This window comes from Muribacter muris (assembly GCF_001038205.1).
GTDB classification, from domain to species: Bacteria; Pseudomonadota; Gammaproteobacteria; order Enterobacterales; family Pasteurellaceae; genus Muribacter; species Muribacter muris.
Genome location: NZ_JWIZ01000002.1, coordinates 1 through 17,412, shown reverse-complemented (window position 1 = coordinate 17,412; position 17,412 = coordinate 1). Strand labels below are relative to the sequence as shown.

Sequence of the window (17,412 nt, the reverse complement as noted above, 5' to 3'; positions counted from 1 at the left end):
TTAGCCATAATTTGCAAATGTATGCTGAGAACCGAGCGCTTGCATTAAATCAAAGACACGATTATCGGGCTTAACGCCCGATAATACACTTAATTAGGCAGCTTGTTGTGCCATAATTTCATCGAAAGAGGCGGTTTTCTCCGTTACTTTCGCTTTTGCCAATACCGCTTCAACCGCTTGTTCTTCTAACACAACATTGCGGATATTGTCGGTTAATTGGCGGTTTTTCGCATAGTGAGCAACCACTTCTGCCGGCTGTTCGTAAGCGGAAGCGATTTCAGCGATAGTCTCTTCCACACGTTTTTCATCGACTTTTAATTCGTTTGTGCCGATGACGCTGGAAAGTAATAAGCCGACTTGAACACGGCGTTTAGCGTCCGCTTCAAATAATTCTGCCGGTAATTGCGCCGCCATTTCCGGTTTACCGCCGAAGCGTTGTACCGCTTGGTTGCGTAATACTTCGATCTCTTCTGCAACGGCTGCTGCCGGTACGTCGATTTCATTTTGTGCCAGTAAGCCGTTGATTACTTGGGTTTTCACACGGTTAGTTACCGCATTTTTCAACTCACGTTGCATATTTTTCTTGATTTCCGCACGCAATTCTTCAATGGATTTTGCATTACCGAATTTTTTCACAAATTCTTCGGTTAATTCAGGCAATACCATATTTTCGACGTTCTTCAAGGTAATCGCAAATTTCGCTGCTTTACCTTTTAAATTTTCAGCGTGGTATTCTGCCGGGAACGTTACATCAATATCAAATTGCTCGCCGGCTTTATGTCCGATGATACCGTCTTCAAAGCCCGGAATCATTCTGCCTTGACCCATCGCTAAGACGAAATCGCTTGCTTTGCCGCCTTCAAATTCTTCACCGTCCACAGAACCCACAAAGTCGATAGTTACACGATCATCGGCTTTCGCCGCTTCTTGTGATTCCGCCCAAGTGGCTTGTTGTTTGCGTAACACATCAACCATTTTGTCCAAATCTGCTTCGGTGATCTCGACAACTGGTTTTTCCACTTCAATATTTTCTAAGCCTTTTAATTCAACTTCAGGGAAGACTTCAAAGGTCGCCGTGAATGTGAAATCTTGACCCGGCTGATAGTTATTTGGGGTGAAAGTCGGACGACCGGCAAGGTTGATTTTTTCGCCGATCACCGCTTCAAAAAATGCACGTTGCATTTCATCGGATAACACATCTTGGCGTGCGCTTAAACCGAAACGTTGTTCAATGATGCTGTGCGGCACTTTACCTTTGCGGAAACCGTCAACACGGGCGTTTTTGGCATAGCCTTTTAGTTGTTCTTTGTAAGCCGCTTCAATTTTGTCGGCTGCAACAGTAAGAGTGGCACGGCGTTGTAAGCCTTCTAATGTTTCAAGAGAAAATGACATTCTAAACCTCGATTAGATTATAGTATTCAGATAAAAAATAGGCAGAAATTGTAACGTTCCGTCAGCTTTCTGTCGAGTGCTTTTGGTATGCTGGTGCGGAAAGCGCATTATTCTTGACGGTTATGCTTAAATTTCACTCGCTTTTGAAAATAAAAAGTGGAAAGGGAATAGATTCCGCTTTCCACTTGGCGATCAATTCAGATTAAAGGCTTTTCGGGATACGAATTTTTTGACCCGGGAAAATTTTGTCTGCGTCTTTAATCACTTCTTTGTTTGCCTCAACGATCGCCGTGTATTTTGCACCGTTACCGTAGGCTTTCTCGGCGATTTTCCATAAAGTATCGCCTTTTTCGATCACATAAAACTCATCTTCGCCTGCAACTTGTTCGCCGTTGGCAATTTCTACACCGTCAATATTGACGTTATTGATGCCGGCAATGTTGCCTGCCATAAGTACCGCTTTTTCAACCGCCGCTGCACTGGAGGCAACACCGCTGATCGTTGCCGTGCCGTTTTCAACCACGACATTCACGTCTTGCACGCCCGGATTATCTTCTGCCAAATGCTCGGTAACAGCTTTTGATGCCTCTTCCGGCTTGTTAAACACTTTGCGACCGATGTCTGCCACGAAATCAAATAAACCCATTTTAAACTCCTCTTATAAATGTAAATAGTCGTTTTTTAGATTGAAATTGCCCAATCCGTGCATTAGAGTAACCGATTATAAAGAAGTTCACAAAGAGAAAATCAATGAAACTTGCCGAAGCCCTGATAGAACGGGCAGACTTACAACGCCGATTGGCACAACTCAATCAACGGTTGCAACAAAATGCACAATACCAGGAGGGCGAGCAGCCCGCCGAAGATCCAGCAATATTGCTTGATGAATATTCAACAGCGGCGGCACAGCTCTCTGCGTTGATTGTTAAAATCAACCTTGCCAACAACCGCATTCAGCTTGAAGACGGTACAATGATGGTGGCGGCATTGGCGGAACGGGATCGCCTCAAAGCCTATCATTCCACCTTAATCAGCCTCGCCAATGCCGCAATGCCGGAGCAATCCCGTTATAGCCGCAGTGAAATTAAATCCCTCGCCGCTGTCAATATTAAGCAAATTCGCCAACGGGCAGACGAGGTTGCTAAGCAGCATCGCCTACTGGATACTCAAATTCAGCAGGCAAACTGGCTGAACAATTTATAATGTATTAGGCGTTTTCAGGTTAAGGCGAATACCACGCTCGCTTAGCGTAACAAGCACACCAATGATAGAAACGAAGGGCAGTTTCACCCGATACTGTGTCGCCCCGTACTGTTCATTGCGTATTCATACATTGTATAAGGTAGCACCAGGGTATTGATTAACCTGAAAACGAGGGTGGGCTTGGGGTTTTCGACAACGCAAGCGGTTGGATTTGCAAAAAAATTAGCAAAACCGACCGCTTGCATTTTTCATTTAGAGCAGATTAGGCTAGAATTAGTCGTTTATTTGCCCGCTTTAATTGAGGACAGCGTGAAACAGGTTCAGTTTTATCTACTCAACCAAACCGATGACGGCGAACTGACCGCCGCAGAAGCCCTTGCCTGCGATCTCGCCGCACAACTGTGGCGGCAGGGCAAACGGGTGATCGTGAGTTGTGAAACGGAACAACAGGCACTCAAATTAGATGAAGCCCTTTGGGCGAGGGACGCAGACGATTTCGTCCCGCACAATTTGAGCGGCGAAGTAACTACTTACGCCACGCCGATAGAAATTGCGTGGAAAGGCAAACGCAACGCCCAACGCCGAGATGTGCTGATTACCTTACAAACGGAGCTGCCGGAATTTATCAACAGTTTTAACCACATTATTGATTTTGTCCCTGTGGAAGACACCGCCAAAGCCCAAGCACGAGAGCGTTATAAACAGTATAGACAGTTGGGTTGGCAGTTAGGGATGGAGCAACGATGATATGGTAATCAAAATCTTTTACTGAATTATCTACGCTTGAGCTATTTGAAATTTATAAATTACGTACTTAGAAGATAATAGAGAGCTATAAGTGGTTCACTTAGCCGAAGAAGGCTGATCGTAACTGCGTACGGTTTGCTGTGAGTGGATTACAAGCGATCAGATTTCTGCGAAAATCTGTAAGCGAAATGATAAAAGTGGTTTTGGTAGGAACTAAATTAAGGTATTCGATGGAGTCGAGCGTCATTAGGGGAAATAAAATGACCAAAATCGAACAGATTAAAGAACATCAACGCCAATTACAGATTCAATTTAGGGCGTGGATGGACGATAAGAAAAAACGCGAGGTGCTGACGTTTATGCGGCCGAATGGGAATATTGTTCGCCATTATCCAGACGGACACGAAGAAATTATTGAATATGCAAAATAATTTGGCTATTTTCTATTGTGGTACAAACGGTGCAGGTAAAACAACATTACGTGGTTTTAATAGGGATACTGTTCAAATTGTGATTGATTCAGATCATATCGCAATGGAAATCAATCCGAGGAATCCACGCCTTGTTGATATTGAGGCGGGTAGAAAAGCCGTTGAGTTATTTAAGTTTGCATTGAAAAATCAGATCTCTTTTTCAATGGAATCTACCCTTTCGGGTAAATCTGTTCTACATCGCATGAAACAGGCAAAAGAGCAGGGCTTTTTTGTTCGATTAAATTATGTTGGTGTAAATAAAGTTTCCATTAATTTAGATCGTGTTAAAGCACGAGTGCAAGCTGGCGGGCATTTTATTGATGAACAAACAATCCGCCAACGATTTGAAATTAGCCGAAAAAATTTAATTACCGCACTTTCGTTTTGCGATGAAGTGTTAATTTACGACAACTCTGCCGAAATGCCAGAAGTCGTTTTTCATATTGAAAATGGAAAAATTACGCAGATAGCAGAAAAATTCCCTGAGTGGTGTGAAAATTTACGGAATGAGCTTTTGGTATTAGATTACAGTGGGGATATAATGGATAAAAAAATAGCAATACTTATGGTAGATTTTCCTTTTGTCTTTACTATGAATAATAAAGATATTGAGTTTTTTGCTATAAATTATCCTTATCTTTTTTTCGGTAATGAGTATTGGTTATCTAATTTTGGAAAAATAACTCTTATTAATTTAGAAGATAATTTTTGTTATGAACCTTTTAATGCTCATTATTGGTATTGTTTAAATATAAATAATGTATATCAAGAGAGATTATATTCATCACTAGATGATTTTTCCGATATTATAATAGTTTCAGAATTTGGTGGTGAATTTTTTGGTTCTTTAAATATACCAGATTTTTGTAAAAATTTATCTAAGAATAGAAAAAGAATTACTCTGTGCTATACATTATCTCCAAAAATGTTTGGAAGAAAAAAGACAGAAATGGGCAAACAAGCCTTACAAGATAGTCTAAAATATGTAAGTAATGCAATATTCTTGGGTGAATATCCGTATCCTGTATATCTAGATACAAAGCATCTAAAACCTATAATTGCAAATAGCATAGAAAAGACATTAAATTCCATAATTAATTTAATTAGATTTGTAAACAAAGAGAAACCCCAATGACAAAAACCTTTGAAATGGTAGATCGCTTTGAGGCGTCTGCGGTAGAACAAGCCCTGTATAAACACTGGGAAGAACAAGGTTATTTTAAACCGACTGAAAATCCGAATGTGCCGAGTTACTGTATTGCGATTCCGCCACCGAATGTAACGGGCAGCTTGCATATGGGGCACGCATTCCAGCAAACCTTAATGGATACCTTAATCCGTTTTAACCGTATGGAAGGGCATAATACCCTGTGGCAGTCGGGTACTGACCACGCAGGTATCGCCACACAAATGGTGGTGGAGCGTAAAATCGCTGCCGAAGAGGGCAAAACCCGCCACGATTACGGGCGTGAGGCGTTTATCGACAAAATCTGGGATTGGAAAGCCTATTCAGGCGGGACAATCAGCCAGCAAATGCGCCGGTTAGGTAACTCGATTGATTGGGATCGTGAACGTTTTACAATGGACGAAGGTTTATCCAATGCGGTAAAAGAGGTCTTTGTCCGCCTGCACGAAGAGGGGCTGATTTACCGTGGTAAACGCTTGGTAAACTGGGATCCGAAACTTCGCACTGCTATTTCCGATTTGGAAGTGGAAAATCGTGATGAAAAAGGCTTTATGTACCACGTTCGCTATCCGTTTGTGGATAAATCCGAAACCTTTGGCGGCGGTTATATGCACATTGCGACCACCCGTCCGGAAACAATTTTAGCAGACGGCTGTTTGGCGGTTCACCCTGACGATGAGCGTTACAAAGATGTGATCGGTAAAATGGTACACGTCCCGATGACCGACCGTATCATTCCGGTGGTTGCCGACCCTTACCCAGACCCTGAATTTGGGACGGGCTGTGTGAAAATCACACCAGCGCACGATTTCAACGACTACGAAGTGGGCAAACGCCACGATATTGAAATCATCAATTTAATGAACCCTGATGCGACCTTAAACGACAATGCCCCTGAGCGTTATCGCGGTTTAGATCGCTTTGAGGCGCGCAAAAGAATCGTGGCAGATTTAGAGGCGGAAGGCTATTTAGAAAAAATCGAACCGCACGAATTAAAACGCCCTTACGGCGACCGCTCCGGCGTAGTAATTGAGCCGTATTTAACGGATCAATGGTATGTGAGCGTCAAACCGCTTGCGGAAGTGGCGACTAAAGCGGTGGAAGACGGCGAAATTCAATTTGTGCCGAAGCAGTACGAAAATCTCTACTTCTCGTGGATGAGAGATATTCAAGATTGGTGTATTTCTCGCCAGTTATGGTGGGGGCATCGTATTCCGGCGTGGTATGACGAAGCGGGTAATATCTACGTTGCCCGTAGTGAAGAGGAAGCCCGTCAAAAACATAATCTGCCGGCGGATTTACCTTTAACCCAAGATGAAGACGTGTTGGACACGTGGTTCTCATCGGGGCTATGGACGTTCTCCACCCTCGGTTGGCCGGAACAAACTAAAGAACTGAAAATGTTCCACCCGACCGATGTGTTAATCACCGGCTTTGACATCATTTTCTTCTGGGTTGCCCGAATGATTATGTTCACGATGCACTTCATTAAGGACGAAAACGGTAAGCCGCAAGTGCCGTTCAAAACCGTCTATGTAACGGGGTTAATCCGTGATGAACAAGGACAGAAAATGTCGAAGTCTAAGGGGAACGTGCTTGACCCGATTGATATGATTGACGGTATCAGCCTTGAGGCGTTATTGGAAAAACGCACCGGTAATATGATGCAGCCGCAATTGGCGGAAAAAATTGCCAAGTCCACCACTAAGCAGTTCCCAGAGGGGATCGCGCCGCACGGCACGGACGCGTTACGCTTTACCTTGGCTGCGTTAGCGAGCAACGGTCGGGACATCAACTGGGATATGAAACGCCTTGAGGGCTACCGCAATTTCTGCAACAAATTGTGGAACGCGAGCCGCTATGTGCTGATGAATATGAATGCGCTCGAATTGGGCGAGGGCGAGAAAACCTTTAGCTTGGCGGATTGCTGGATTCAGGCGGAATTTAACAATACGGTGAAAACTTTTCGTGAGGCACTTAGCCAATACCGTTTCGATATGGCAGCCAACGCCCTGTATGAATTTACTTGGAATCAATTCTGCGACTGGTACTTAGAGCTGACCAAACCGGTATTTGCGCAAGGTTCAGCGGCAGAAAAGCGTGGGGCGTGCGACACGTTAATCAATGTATTGGAAAAACTGTTGCGTTTGGCTCACCCGATTATTCCGTTTATTACCGAAGAAATTTGGCAGAAAGTGAAAGGCTTTGCCGGCGTGGAAGGCGACACTATTATGTTGCAGCCGTTCCCGCAATATGACGAAGCCCTTGAAAATCCGACCGCACTGGCGCAAATCGGCTGGTTGAAAGAGGTGATTGTGGCGGTACGGAATATTCGTGCCGAAAGCAATATTGCACCGAGTAAACCGTTAGAATTGTTGATCCGTAACGCCCAAGAGAGCGATTGCAAAATTTTGGCGGAAAATGACCGCTTGCTAAAAGCAATGGCGAAGTTAGAAAATGTTCAAGCCATTCCGGCTAGTTCGGAAGCGCCGCTTTCCGTTGCCAAATTGGTCGGCAATATGGAAGTGTTAGTACCAATGGCGGGCTTTATCAACAAAGAGGCAGAGCTTGCCCGTTTAACCAAAGAGATCGACAAGCTCACCAACGAGGTTAAACGCATTGAGGGTAAACTCGGTAACGAAGCCTTTGTTGCCAAAGCACCGGAAGCGGTAATCAACAAAGAGCGTGAAAAAATGGCAGAATATCAAGCGGGACTTGAGAAATTGCAGACTCAATACCGAGCGATTGAGGCACTTTAATAAAGCGAAATGCGAACATAGTAAAATATGTTCGCATTTTTTCTAATGTTATATGCGTATTTAACTTAAGAATACAAAATAAATCTTACAGGGTGTTTTAGACTATTACTTATATATCAAAATTTATTGTTTCATTGATAATATTCATTCTTTTTCTTGTTTTTAATGATATGCATAATTCACTCATTAAAAACGAGAAATAGATTGAACGCTTTATAGATATACTTCACTTAATTGGAGGAGAAAATAATGTCAGAATTAACTTTCAAAAAATACGGTTTATCGCCCGAAGAGATTGAAATGATGGGAAAACATTTTATTCGGCTTGATAAGAAAACGAAGAAAATCTTAATACGAGCCTATGAGAGCAACTACCGAGCAAGTGAGCAGGAAATAGCTGATTTTGAATGTGTGATCGGCTATAAACTACCTATTGATTATGTACAGTTTCTACTTAAATTTAATGGTGGCGTTCCCTCAAAACCCTGTATTAGCGAATTAGATGTTATTAGCTATTTTCTTTGTTTTAAATCGGAAGATAAATCTGCCTCTTTAGTTGATATTTATTCAAACACAGATGTTGAAATTCTGGAAGAAATCAAATATTACGGACTTCCTATTGCAACTACGGTTGGTGGAAATTTTATCGTACTATCCCCCGATGGCAAAATCTATTTTTTCGACCACGAAATACCCTACTATGAAGGCGAACCTTTGGAACTTGTCTGCAACAGTTTCACCGAGTTGTTAGAGCGTTTAACAGAAGATAGAGATAACAGAGTAGAAAGTGCTGAAGATTTTAAAAGGATATGGGATGAAAGTCTTGATTTACCCCATTTCCCCAAAGTAGAAATAGATGATGAGCAGATTTGGTTGGATATTATTGATAAATATCCTGAATTAGAATATGTTATTGTTCAATATTTTGTCCCTCCTTTCGTTCTGGCAAAATTAGCATATAGTCAAGATGATGATATTCGTTACGAAGTTGCTACAAAACGCCGAATTTTATTAGACACCTTTGAATTATTATCTAATGATAAGAATTATACTGTTCGGCAAAGGATAGCAATAAATGCAAAATGCCCAATACATATTTTAGAAAGATTAGCCAATGATAAGCATAAAGATGTTGCTGAATCTGCTTTAAATAGATTAAATAAACGAATTGATAATAAAAAAGATGTTAAACAAGCGGTTAGTTAATGAGAAAAATATGCAACTATAACATTAATCAAAAAGCTCAACGACTTATATTAGGAGATTATCAAATTACCTAATTATATTTGAATTTATAAAGTTAAGTTTTATATTAATGCTATTTCTTTTTCATCAAATTTTAAATGGCGGATCGCTCAGCTCTTATTTTGATAATTTTGCAAGAAAAAGTGATAAACTCACCGCTTGCAAGGTATGATAGCCACGTATTTTAATTTTAACCAGTAAGGAGTCTATGATGATTGTTACCAGTTCTGCAATTCAAAACGGGGTGTTTGAGGATAAATACGGCAAGCGAGGTTCGCAATTTAGCCCGAATGGTATGCCGACCTATTCCATTCCCTTTGAAATTCAAAATGCGCCGGAAGGGACAAAATCCTTTGCAGTGGTATTGGAAGATAAAGATGCAATTACCGCCAGCGGTTTTGTGTGGATTCACTGGCTGATTGCTAACCTAGAGCGTACTTCGGTGCAAGAAAATGAAAGTTTAACCGCAGCCGATTATCTGCAAGGGGCAAACAGTTGGGCGAGTGTGTTGGGTAAATTCGATGTGGCGGAAGCGTCCAGCTATGGTGGAATGGCGCCCCCAAACTGTTTGCACCGTTATGAGTTGATCGTCTATGCCTTAGATACCAAATTGGATTTAGCGCAGGGCTTTCGCTTTAACGATCTCCATTTCGCAATGCAAGGGCATATACTCGCCCAAGCCAGTGTAATGGGGTGCTATGATGTGTAATATTGCTTTCTATCTATATTAGCTACGTTGGTTTAAATGGTCTTTCTAGCTCGCTTGGCTTCAGCGACAAATTTTTTAACCCCGAATTATTGTAGGCATAAGTCGGCTTCGTGACTAATTCACGCACAATACTCATATAAAAACCTTTAAAAACTTATAAAATAACTTATAATAAAGTCATTAAAACTAATATAGATATGCCTAATGAAAGCGATCATTTTTCAGAAGAAAGCCTTAAAACAGCTTAGAAAAATCCCAACAGGGGCAGATATTCGCCGTAAATGCAGTGAGGAATTGGGTAAATTTCCGTTTTGTCAGAATGTCAAGCCACTGGTGAATCACCAATATATGTATCGCTTTCGGGTAGGGAACTACCGTGTTATGTTTAACTTGGTCGGACAAACAATGAACATTATTTCCGTTGAAGAGGTAAAAAAACGAGATGAACGCACTTACTAATGTCCAATATATCAACGGCTCAAACGGTATGCCTGAATTTGCTGTTATGCCGATCGCAACGTTAGAATGGCTCAAACAGAAAGCGGGTTTTAATAACCCGCTTGAAACAGGCATACCCGATAGCGTTGCTGCTATTACGCTTGATAACAATTACTCCGCTGTGCGTGCGTGGCGTGAGCATTTAGGTTTAACTCAAGCAGAAGTTGCACAGCGGCTGGGTATTAGCCAATCCGCCTACAGTCAGCAGGAAAGTGCGCAAACATTGCGCAAAAAAAGCCGTGAGAAAATTGCAGCGGCTCTTGGGCTACACCCCGATCAACTTGATTTTTAGTTTAGTTTGAATATGGATAAGCTCGTCTTGTGGATCACCATTAGGAGTAAAATTCTCTCGCATATCGAATTGTCGCTTCAAATCACCACTTGCTTTTAGAAAAAAAGGGTGATTTTTAAGCCTTTTTGTCCATTAATTTCATAACCGTTTTCGATTTTGAGTTGATAATGGTGAAGCTCGGCAATGCGGTGAACAATGGATAACCCTAACCCGCTGCCTTTTTCATTTTGCCCTGCCGGACGGAAGAAGCGTTGTCCGAGTTTGGTGAGATCCCGCTCGTCCACGCCACCGCCGTTGTCTGCAATGATTAGTTTATCCTTTTCGAGAAAAAGGCACACTTGCGTCCCTTCGGGGCAATATTTGATCGCATTTTCGACTAGATTTCGTACCATCAAAGCTAAAAGTAACGGTTGTCCTTGTTGTGTTTTCGGGGCGGCAAGCGGCTCAAAGGCAAGATCGATATGGCGTTTTTGTGCGTTGAAATAGAGTTCGCCCAGTAGTGAAGGCAGGAGTTTTTCCCAATGGATTGCTTCCAGCCCGTCTAATTCAGTGAGATTATCCAGTCGAGATAGGGTCAGCAGTTGCTCGATTAGTTGGCTTGCTCGGTTAATCCCTTGAGTGAGGTTGTTGAGGGCTTTTTCCCGTAGAAGTGTGTCATCACCGGCAATTTGAGCAATTTCCGTTTGGATTTTTAACGCAGCCAAGGGGCTACGCAGCTCGTGGGCGGCATCGGACGTAAAACGCCGTTCCCGCAAGAGCATTGTTGCGGTGCGATCGAAAAAGCGGTTGAGATTTTGTACCAATGGCAGAATTTCAGTCGGCACATCTGTTGAGAGCGCTTGGTTATCTTCCGGTGTGCGTTGCTGCAACTGTTGGCTCACTTGTTTGAGGCTGTGCAGTTCCCGATTGATAATCCAAATTACCAACCCAATCAGTAACGGTAAACTGGCAAACCAAATCCACATTTGGCTGAGTACCATTTCTTCGACCATATCATCTCGATAATCAATTTCTTGCCCGACGGCAATGACAAGGTGATCGGCAGTTGGTAGCCAAAAAATCCGCCAGTCGTCATCATCGCCGTCTAAGCGGGCGATCGAAAAATCATTTTCAGGGGTGTAACTGGCATAATTAAAATAATTGCCGCTATGTCCATCGCTCAGCACCTTTTCGCCATCTTCAGTAAAGACGGCAAATGCCAACGCATCATCGTCAAAATCGAGGTGGCGTTTCCGCTTTTTCGGTTTTTTGATTTTATGGGTTGGAGGGTGATCAGTAAGTAGAGTGTGTAGATTAGACGATGCCAGCCGCTTGGCAAATAAGATTTGTTGAGCGTCAAATACCGTGTTGATCTCTTGGCGGGCTTGAAACCACGCAACAGTCGTGGAGATCGTCCAAATTATCAACGCTGTCAATGAGATAACGACAATTAAGCGAAAACGCAGGCTGGCATTTTTAATCAGTGTCATCGGTTTGCCCTAATGCGTAGCCGATACCGTGTACCGTGCGAATAAATTGTTTACCGAGCTTTTTGCGCAGATTGTAAATATGCACTTCCAGAGCGTTGCTGCTCATTTCCTCGTCCCAGCTATTGAGTTTTTCTTCAATGGTGTTGCGGGTGAGCACCCGTTCTTTATTGAGCATAAAGAGTTCGAGCAGCGTGTATTCTTTGGTGGTGAGAGCAATTTCTTGCTCGTTGAGATAGACTTTACGTTGGTTAGGATCAAATTTAACCGAACTATGTTCAATGATTGGATTGAGCTGACTGTAGCGTCGGCGAATAAGAGCTTGTAGGCGGGCAACGACTTCGGCAAGGGCAAAAGGTTTGCAGAGGTAGTCGTCAGCGCCCCGTTGTAAGCCGGCAATGCGTTCGTCTAGGGTATCCCGTGCGGTTAAAATCAGCACCGGTACATCTTGGTTTGCGCCTCGCCACTGCTTGAGAATATCCAGACCGTCCATTTTCGGTAGGGTGAGATCCAGCACTACGGCGTCATAGGGGGCAGACGTGAGTGCATTCAGACCGGTTTTACCGTCGCTGAACCAATCCACGCTAAATCCGTTTTTGGTTAGACCGATTTTAAGACCTTCGCCGATGAGTGAATCATCTTCAATCAATAAAATGCGCATTAAACTGTTCCGTTTGTGATAAAAATGAAAAGTGGCATTGCTGCCACTTCATCTGTTTAGTGTTTTTGAATGCGGTAAACATCTACCGAATTGTGCCAATCTTTATCGACTTTGCCGTAGATAGTGATTTTGTTTTTTGGGGTGATATTTTGCCCCTGCCACGCTTCATCTTCAACATCAATTTTGATTTCGCCGCTGCTATCTTTGAACATAAATTCATCGTTATCAATTTGGCGGGTGATATAGCCGGTTAATTGTACCGGTGCATCATCCTGTGCTTTTAGCGCTTGTGCAACTGTGGTGATGGCACTCGGTAACGTTTTACCGTCTTGAGAAAAACCGCCGCCGGCTGCTTGATTTCCGTTAAAACCGGCATTAGCGAAAGAAGATAGGGCAAATAAAGAGACGAGTGTAAAAACCTTTTTCATAATAACTTTCCTTTAGAGTGATAAATTGAAATTACCTCAGCATTATTGCTTGGTTGAGGTTATTAAAGCAAATAAATCTTAAAAAAGCCTTAAGAATAAAAAACCTTTGGAAATCCCAAAGGTTTTGCAAAAAAAGCGTCCTGAACTGCCCGCTTGTCCGTTATTATTGCCGAGCCTGATAAATGGCTTTCGCTTTTGGGACGAGGCGGGCGAGGTTTTCCTGACGGCTGGCGTTGCTTGGGTGGGTGGAGGCAAGGCTGGCTAATCCGCTGTCCGATGTGCCTTTGGCTTTGCTCATTTTTTCCCACAATGTTGGGGCGGCTTCCGGATTATAGCCGGCTTGTGCCATTAGCATTAAGCCGACTTCGTCTGCTTCGGTTTCTTGGCTGCGGGAGAAGGGTTTATTTAAGCCTAAATCTGCCAATGTACCGACAAGATCGACGCCGCCGTAGTTGGTTTGAATCCCTTGTGTTTGTAATGCGATTGATCCTACTTGTGCCAGTACGCCGGTTACGGTGCTAAAGGTGCGGTTCGATTTCCCGTGTTCTTCCAGTGCGTGTGCCATTTCGTGCCCCATTACCACGGCGATTTCGTCATTAGTTAAGTTAAGTGCATCAACTAAGCCGGTGTAAAATGCCATTTTGCCGCCGGGCATTGCCCACGCATTACGTTCGTTGGATTTTAGCACGGTAATTTCCCATTGAAACGGCACGCCGGTTTTATTGGCTTTTTCCGCATAGGGTTTCATTTGATTGAAGACGGTGTGAATGCGTTTTGCCGTAGTGGAGCTGGTATCCACTGCATTTTGTGCTTGGGCTTGTTGCTTAACTTGGGCGTAGTTGTGTGCCGCATCATTATTGATGGAGGCAGTGGTTACGCAAGCGGTCAGTAGGGTCGAAAAACTTGCAATCAATGCAAGGGTACGGAGAGGTTTTAAGATCATTTTGGTGTCCTTGAAATAAAAATGCCAAAGCAACAGATTTGGCTTTGGCATTTCGTATTAGTTCATTCTTGCATTATTTTTTAGCACGTTCAAAAGAGTCTAAAATTTCTTGACGAGCGGCTTCAACGCCTTCCCAGCCGTCCACTTTCACCCATTTTCCCGCTTCTAAGGCTTTGTAGCTTTCGAAGAAGTGTTGGATTTGGGCTTTGAGTAACGCCGGAATATCGCCGACATCTTGAATATGATCGTACTCTTTGCTTAATTTTGTGTGCGGTACGGCAATCACTTTCGCATCTTGACCGGATTCATCTGTCATTTTTAACACGCCGACCGGACGACAACGAATGACCGAACCCGGTTGGAGCGGGTAAGGGGTTGGCACTAATACATCAACCGGATCGCCGTCTAAAGAGAGCGTATTGTTTACATAACCGTAGTTTGCCGGATAGAACATTGCCGTTGCCATAAAGCGATCAACGAATAACGCGCCGCTTTCTTTATCCACTTCGTATTTGATCGGATCAGAATTTGCCGGAATTTCAATCACAACATAAATATCGTCCGGTAATGCTTTACCGGCTGGTACGTTTTCTAAGCCCATTTTGGTTTCCTTCTGTTGAATAAGAGGTGAAAATATGGGGAATTATAGCCGATTCATATCAGATCTGAAAGCAAGCGGTAAGATTACGTGCAGAATTTGCAAAATATGACGGAGAGTATAATTGCATATTTCACAATAACAAATTTCAATAATATCACTTTTCGCAATCTAAAAGATTGGCTATACTGGCTCACGTCAATTCACAACATCTTTTGAAAGGAATACACAATGGCGAATTATTTCAATACGTTAAACTTACGTCAGCAATTAGACCAATTAGGGCGTTGCCGTTTTATGGATCGCAACGAGTTTGCAAGCGAAGCGGATTTCCTAAAAGGCAAAAAAATCGTGATTGTCGGCTGCGGTGCGCAAGGGCTAAACCAAGGCTTAAATATGCGTGATAGCGGCTTGGATATTGCTTACGCATTGCGTCCGGAAGCGATTGCGGAAAAACGCGCCTCTTTCGTGCGTGCGACAGAGAACGGCTTTAAAGTCGGTACATATCAAGAGTTGATTCCAACGGCTGATTTAGTGATCAATTTAACGCCGGACAAACAGCACTCAAAAGTGGTGGCGGACGTAATGCCGCTAATCAAACAGGGCGCAGCGTTAGGCTATTCTCACGGTTTGAATATTGTCGAAGTCGGCGAGCAAATCCGCAAAGATATTACTGTAGTGATGGTTGCACCGAAATGTCCGGGGACGGAAGTGCGTGAAGAGTATAAACGTGGCTTTGGCGTACCGACCCTGATCGCCGTTCACCCTGAAAACGACCCGAAAGGCGAAGGGTTAGAGATTGCCAAAGCGTGGGCGGCGGCAACGGGCGGTCATCGTGCCGGCGTGTTGGAATCCTCTTTCGTGGCGGAAGTGAAATCCGACTTAATGGGCGAGCAAACCATTTTATGCGGAATGTTACAGGCCGGTTCTATCGTTTGCTACGATAAATTAGTGGCGGAAGGCAAAGATCCGGCATACGCAGGCAAATTGATCCAATACGGCTGGGAAACCATTACCGAAGCGTTAAAACAAGGCGGTATTACGTTAATGATGGATCGCCTCTCCAACAGTGCTAAATTGCGTGCTTTCGAGCTTGCCGAACAAATTAAAGAAAAATTGGCGTTCTTGTTTGAAAAACATATGGACGACATTATCAGTGGCGAGTTTTCTGCCACAATGATGGCAGACTGGGCAAATAACGATGCCAACTTACTTAAATGGCGTGAAGAAACCGGCAAAACCGCCTTTGAAAATGCGCCGAACGGCGAGGGTATCCGGATTAGCGAACAAGAATATTTCGACAACGGCGTGTTAATGGTCGCAATGGTCAAAGCCGGCGTTGAATTAGCATTCGACACAATGGTGGCAAGCGGTATTTACGAAGAATCGGCATATTATGAGTCTTTACACGAGTTACCATTGATTGCCAATACTATTGCCCGTAAACGCTTGTATGAAATGAACGTAGTGATTTCCGACACGGCGGAGTATGGTAACTACTTATTTGCCAACGTAGCCACCCCGATTTTAGCCAAAGAGATTATCCCAACGCTACAAAAAGGCGATTTGGGCGAACCGACCCCAGCGGCAGAGATCGACAATGTTACGTTGCGTGATGTAAACGATGCGATCCGTAACCACCCGATTGAACTTATCGGTCAAGAATTACGCGGCTATATGACGGATATGAAACGCATTTCCTCACAAGGTTAAATCGGATAAAATAAAACCAGCCGAAAGGTTGGTTTTTTTACGTCAAGCGGTAGGTTCAGCGTGATCTTTTGCAAAAATCATCGGCAACTTGACCGCTTGCTCTCCCTTTCTTTCCTTGTCTATGCCTATCTGAAACTGATACTATATTCCTTTTGTTGAATTTAAATCCGTAATAAAAGGGTGATTATGCCGTTAGAAACTTATCCGCGTCCAACCTATTTGGCGCGAGCGAAAATTGCATTTCAATATTTAATGCCACAACTGGGGCTAACCCGTGCAGCCGGTTGGTTGGCTGAGCGTGAATGGGGGGCGGTGAGCCATTTCATTATTAAACTGTTTGCGAAAAAATACCAAGTGAATTGGGCGGAAGCGGAAAAATCGCAGCCTGCCGATTATGCCTCTTTCAATGCGTTTTTTATTCGCAAATTAAAAGAGAATGCCCGCCCGATCAATGCCGATGCGCAGGCGTTATGCTTGCCGGCGGACGGTTGCGTTAGCGAAGCAGGGCAGATTAACGATAACCGCCTATTGCAGGCGAAAGGGCATTATTTCACTCTTGAGACCTTGCTTGCAAATGATCTGGCATTGGCGCAACAATTTAAACACGGGACATTTATGACTACTTATTTATCGCCCCGTGATTATCACCGTGTGCATATGCCGTGTGATGCGACCTTGCGCAAGATGATTTATGTACCGGGTGAGTTATTTTCGGTGAATCCGTTTTTGGCGCAACACGTGCCAAATTTATTTGCCCGTAATGAACGGGTGATTTGTGTGTTTGACACGGCGTTTGGCCCAATGGTGCAAATTCTCGTTGGTGCGACTATTACCGCCAGCATCAGTACTGTTTGGGCGGGGGTGATCAATCCGCCCCGTGCCAAAGAGGTGGTACAGTACGATTATTTGCCAGAAGGTGAAACCGCTGTTCATCTGAAAAAAGGGCAGGAGATGGGCGCATTCCGGTTAGGTTCAACGGTGATTAACTTATTTCCGAAAGGGGCGGTGGAGCTTGCACCGCATTTAACCGCCGGTGAGCCGACCCGTATGGGCGAACTTTTTGCGACACTTAACTGACCGCAGCGGGCAATAGGGCAAT

17 protein-coding genes and 1 pseudogene are annotated in these 17,412 nt (G+C 43.6%); 11 read left to right on the top strand and 7 right to left on the bottom strand.

The window, feature by feature from the left end; translation table 11 throughout:
- Positions 1-93 precede the first annotated feature (93 nt).
- Positions 94-1,392, bottom strand: coding sequence for a trigger factor (gene tig / locus RO21_RS00335; RefSeq protein WP_047975809.1), 1,299 nt, complete (start codon positions 1,390-1,392; stop codon positions 94-96).
- Positions 1,393-1,594: 202 nt separating this feature from the next.
- Positions 1,595-2,038, bottom strand: a complete 444-nt coding sequence (gene lysM / locus RO21_RS00330) for a peptidoglycan-binding protein LysM (protein WP_047975808.1) — start codon at positions 2,036-2,038, stop codon at positions 1,595-1,597.
- Between the two features lie 104 nt (positions 2,039-2,142).
- On the opposite strand from lysM, the gene RO21_RS00325 reads away from it, so the two are divergent.
- From RO21_RS00325 to RO21_RS00285, 9 genes and pseudogenes are all read left to right on the top strand, one after another.
- Entirely contained in the window at positions 2,143-2,595 is a 453-nt protein-coding gene (locus RO21_RS00325) for a DIP1984 family protein (protein ID WP_047975807.1), read from the top strand.
- A 309-nt stretch (positions 2,596-2,904) separates the two neighbouring features.
- On the top strand, positions 2,905-3,342 hold the full coding sequence (locus tag RO21_RS00320; RefSeq protein ID WP_047975863.1) for a DNA polymerase III subunit chi: 438 nt from the start codon (positions 2,905-2,907) through the stop codon (positions 3,340-3,342).
- Between the two features lie 260 nt (positions 3,343-3,602).
- Entirely contained in the window at positions 3,603-3,773 is a 171-nt protein-coding gene (locus RO21_RS13195; protein ID WP_167740722.1) for a hypothetical protein, read from the top strand.
- Positions 3,763-4,344: pseudogene (locus tag RO21_RS13290) on the top strand (ATPase); the annotation flags it as partial. The gene RO21_RS13195 and the pseudogene RO21_RS13290, both read left to right, overlap by 11 nt.
- 602 nt (positions 4,345-4,946) lie before the next feature.
- Entirely contained in the window at positions 4,947-7,760 is a 2,814-nt protein-coding gene (locus RO21_RS00310; RefSeq protein ID WP_047975806.1) for a valine--tRNA ligase, read from the top strand.
- A 249-nt stretch (positions 7,761-8,009) separates the two neighbouring features.
- A complete protein-coding gene (locus RO21_RS12045; protein ID WP_053067688.1) occupies positions 8,010-8,966 on the top strand; it encodes an SMI1/KNR4 family protein in 957 nt (318 codons plus the stop codon).
- A 250-nt stretch (positions 8,967-9,216) separates the two neighbouring features.
- Entirely contained in the window at positions 9,217-9,714 is a 498-nt protein-coding gene (locus tag RO21_RS00295; RefSeq protein ID WP_047975805.1) for a YbhB/YbcL family Raf kinase inhibitor-like protein, read from the top strand.
- A gap of 204 nt (positions 9,715-9,918) precedes the next feature.
- On the top strand, positions 9,919-10,173 hold the full coding sequence (locus RO21_RS00290; RefSeq protein ID WP_047975804.1) for a type II toxin-antitoxin system RelE family toxin: 255 nt from the start codon (positions 9,919-9,921) through the stop codon (positions 10,171-10,173).
- On the top strand, positions 10,157-10,504 hold the full coding sequence (locus tag RO21_RS00285) for a helix-turn-helix domain-containing protein (RefSeq protein ID WP_047975803.1): 348 nt from the start codon (positions 10,157-10,159) through the stop codon (positions 10,502-10,504). Before RO21_RS00290 ends, RO21_RS00285 begins: the two co-directional genes overlap by 17 nt.
- Positions 10,505-10,599: 95 nt before the next feature.
- On the opposite strand, the gene qseC is transcribed toward RO21_RS00285, so the two are convergent.
- From qseC to ppa, 5 genes are all read right to left on the bottom strand, one after another.
- Positions 10,600-11,973, bottom strand: coding sequence for a quorum sensing histidine kinase QseC (gene qseC / locus RO21_RS00280; RefSeq protein WP_047975802.1), 1,374 nt, complete (start codon positions 11,971-11,973; stop codon positions 10,600-10,602).
- The gene (locus tag RO21_RS00275; RefSeq protein WP_047975801.1) at positions 11,960-12,631 is read right to left on the bottom strand and encodes a response regulator; all 672 of its coding nucleotides are present in this window, start codon (positions 12,629-12,631) and stop codon (positions 11,960-11,962) included. The genes qseC and RO21_RS00275 overlap by 14 nt, the downstream gene beginning before the upstream one ends.
- A gap of 56 nt (positions 12,632-12,687) precedes the next feature.
- Positions 12,688-13,059: a YgiW/YdeI family stress tolerance OB fold protein gene (locus RO21_RS00270; RefSeq protein WP_047975800.1), complete on the bottom strand. Its 372-nt coding sequence runs from the start codon at positions 13,057-13,059 to the stop codon at positions 12,688-12,690.
- A 163-nt stretch (positions 13,060-13,222) separates the two neighbouring features.
- The gene (locus RO21_RS00265; protein WP_047975799.1) at positions 13,223-14,002 is read right to left on the bottom strand and encodes a M48 family metallopeptidase; all 780 of its coding nucleotides are present in this window, start codon (positions 14,000-14,002) and stop codon (positions 13,223-13,225) included.
- Between the two features lie 73 nt (positions 14,003-14,075).
- Positions 14,076-14,603 carry an inorganic diphosphatase gene (gene ppa / locus RO21_RS00260; protein ID WP_047975798.1) on the bottom strand — a complete coding sequence of 176 codons (528 nt, stop codon included), beginning with the start codon at positions 14,601-14,603 and terminating at the stop codon, positions 14,076-14,078.
- A 228-nt stretch (positions 14,604-14,831) separates the two neighbouring features.
- On the opposite strand from ppa, the gene ilvC reads away from it, so the two are divergent.
- Positions 14,832-16,313: a ketol-acid reductoisomerase gene (gene ilvC, locus RO21_RS00255; RefSeq protein WP_047975797.1), complete on the top strand. Its 1,482-nt coding sequence runs from the start codon at positions 14,832-14,834 to the stop codon at positions 16,311-16,313.
- Positions 16,314-16,499: 186 nt separating this feature from the next.
- Complete coding sequence (gene asd / locus RO21_RS00250) at positions 16,500-17,390, top strand: archaetidylserine decarboxylase (protein WP_047975796.1); 891 nt, start codon at positions 16,500-16,502, stop codon at positions 17,388-17,390.
- Positions 17,391-17,412: the final 22 nt, after the last annotated feature.

Bases quoted from the DNA above. Each gene is read 5' to 3' on its own strand.
- tig (WP_047975809.1), bottom strand. From the start codon at position 1,392: ATGTCATTTTCTCTTGAAACATTAGAAGGCTTACAACGCCGTGCCACT.
- lysM (WP_047975808.1), bottom strand. From the start codon at position 2,038: ATGGGTTTATTTGATTTCGTGGCAGACATCGGTCGCAAAGTGTTTAAC.
- RO21_RS00325 (WP_047975807.1), top strand. From the start codon at position 2,143: ATGAAACTTGCCGAAGCCCTGATAGAACGGGCAGACTTACAACGCCGA.
- RO21_RS13195 (WP_167740722.1), top strand. From the start codon at position 3,603: ATGACCAAAATCGAACAGATTAAAGAACATCAACGCCAATTACAGATT.
- RO21_RS00310 (WP_047975806.1), top strand. From the start codon at position 4,947: ATGACAAAAACCTTTGAAATGGTAGATCGCTTTGAGGCGTCTGCGGTA.
- RO21_RS12045 (WP_053067688.1), top strand. From the start codon at position 8,010: ATGTCAGAATTAACTTTCAAAAAATACGGTTTATCGCCCGAAGAGATT.
- RO21_RS00295 (WP_047975805.1), top strand. From the start codon at position 9,217: ATGATTGTTACCAGTTCTGCAATTCAAAACGGGGTGTTTGAGGATAAA.
- RO21_RS00290 (WP_047975804.1), top strand. From the start codon at position 9,919: ATGAAAGCGATCATTTTTCAGAAGAAAGCCTTAAAACAGCTTAGAAAA.
- RO21_RS00285 (WP_047975803.1), top strand. From the start codon at position 10,157: ATGAACGCACTTACTAATGTCCAATATATCAACGGCTCAAACGGTATG.
- qseC (WP_047975802.1), bottom strand. From the start codon at position 11,973: ATGACACTGATTAAAAATGCCAGCCTGCGTTTTCGCTTAATTGTCGTT.
- RO21_RS00275 (WP_047975801.1), bottom strand. From the start codon at position 12,631: ATGCGCATTTTATTGATTGAAGATGATTCACTCATCGGCGAAGGTCTT.
- RO21_RS00270 (WP_047975800.1), bottom strand. From the start codon at position 13,059: ATGAAAAAGGTTTTTACACTCGTCTCTTTATTTGCCCTATCTTCTTTC.
- RO21_RS00265 (WP_047975799.1), bottom strand. From the start codon at position 14,002: ATGATCTTAAAACCTCTCCGTACCCTTGCATTGATTGCAAGTTTTTCG.
- ppa (WP_047975798.1), bottom strand. From the start codon at position 14,603: ATGGGCTTAGAAAACGTACCAGCCGGTAAAGCATTACCGGACGATATT.
- ilvC (WP_047975797.1), top strand. From the start codon at position 14,832: ATGGCGAATTATTTCAATACGTTAAACTTACGTCAGCAATTAGACCAA.
- asd (WP_047975796.1), top strand. From the start codon at position 16,500: ATGCCGTTAGAAACTTATCCGCGTCCAACCTATTTGGCGCGAGCGAAA.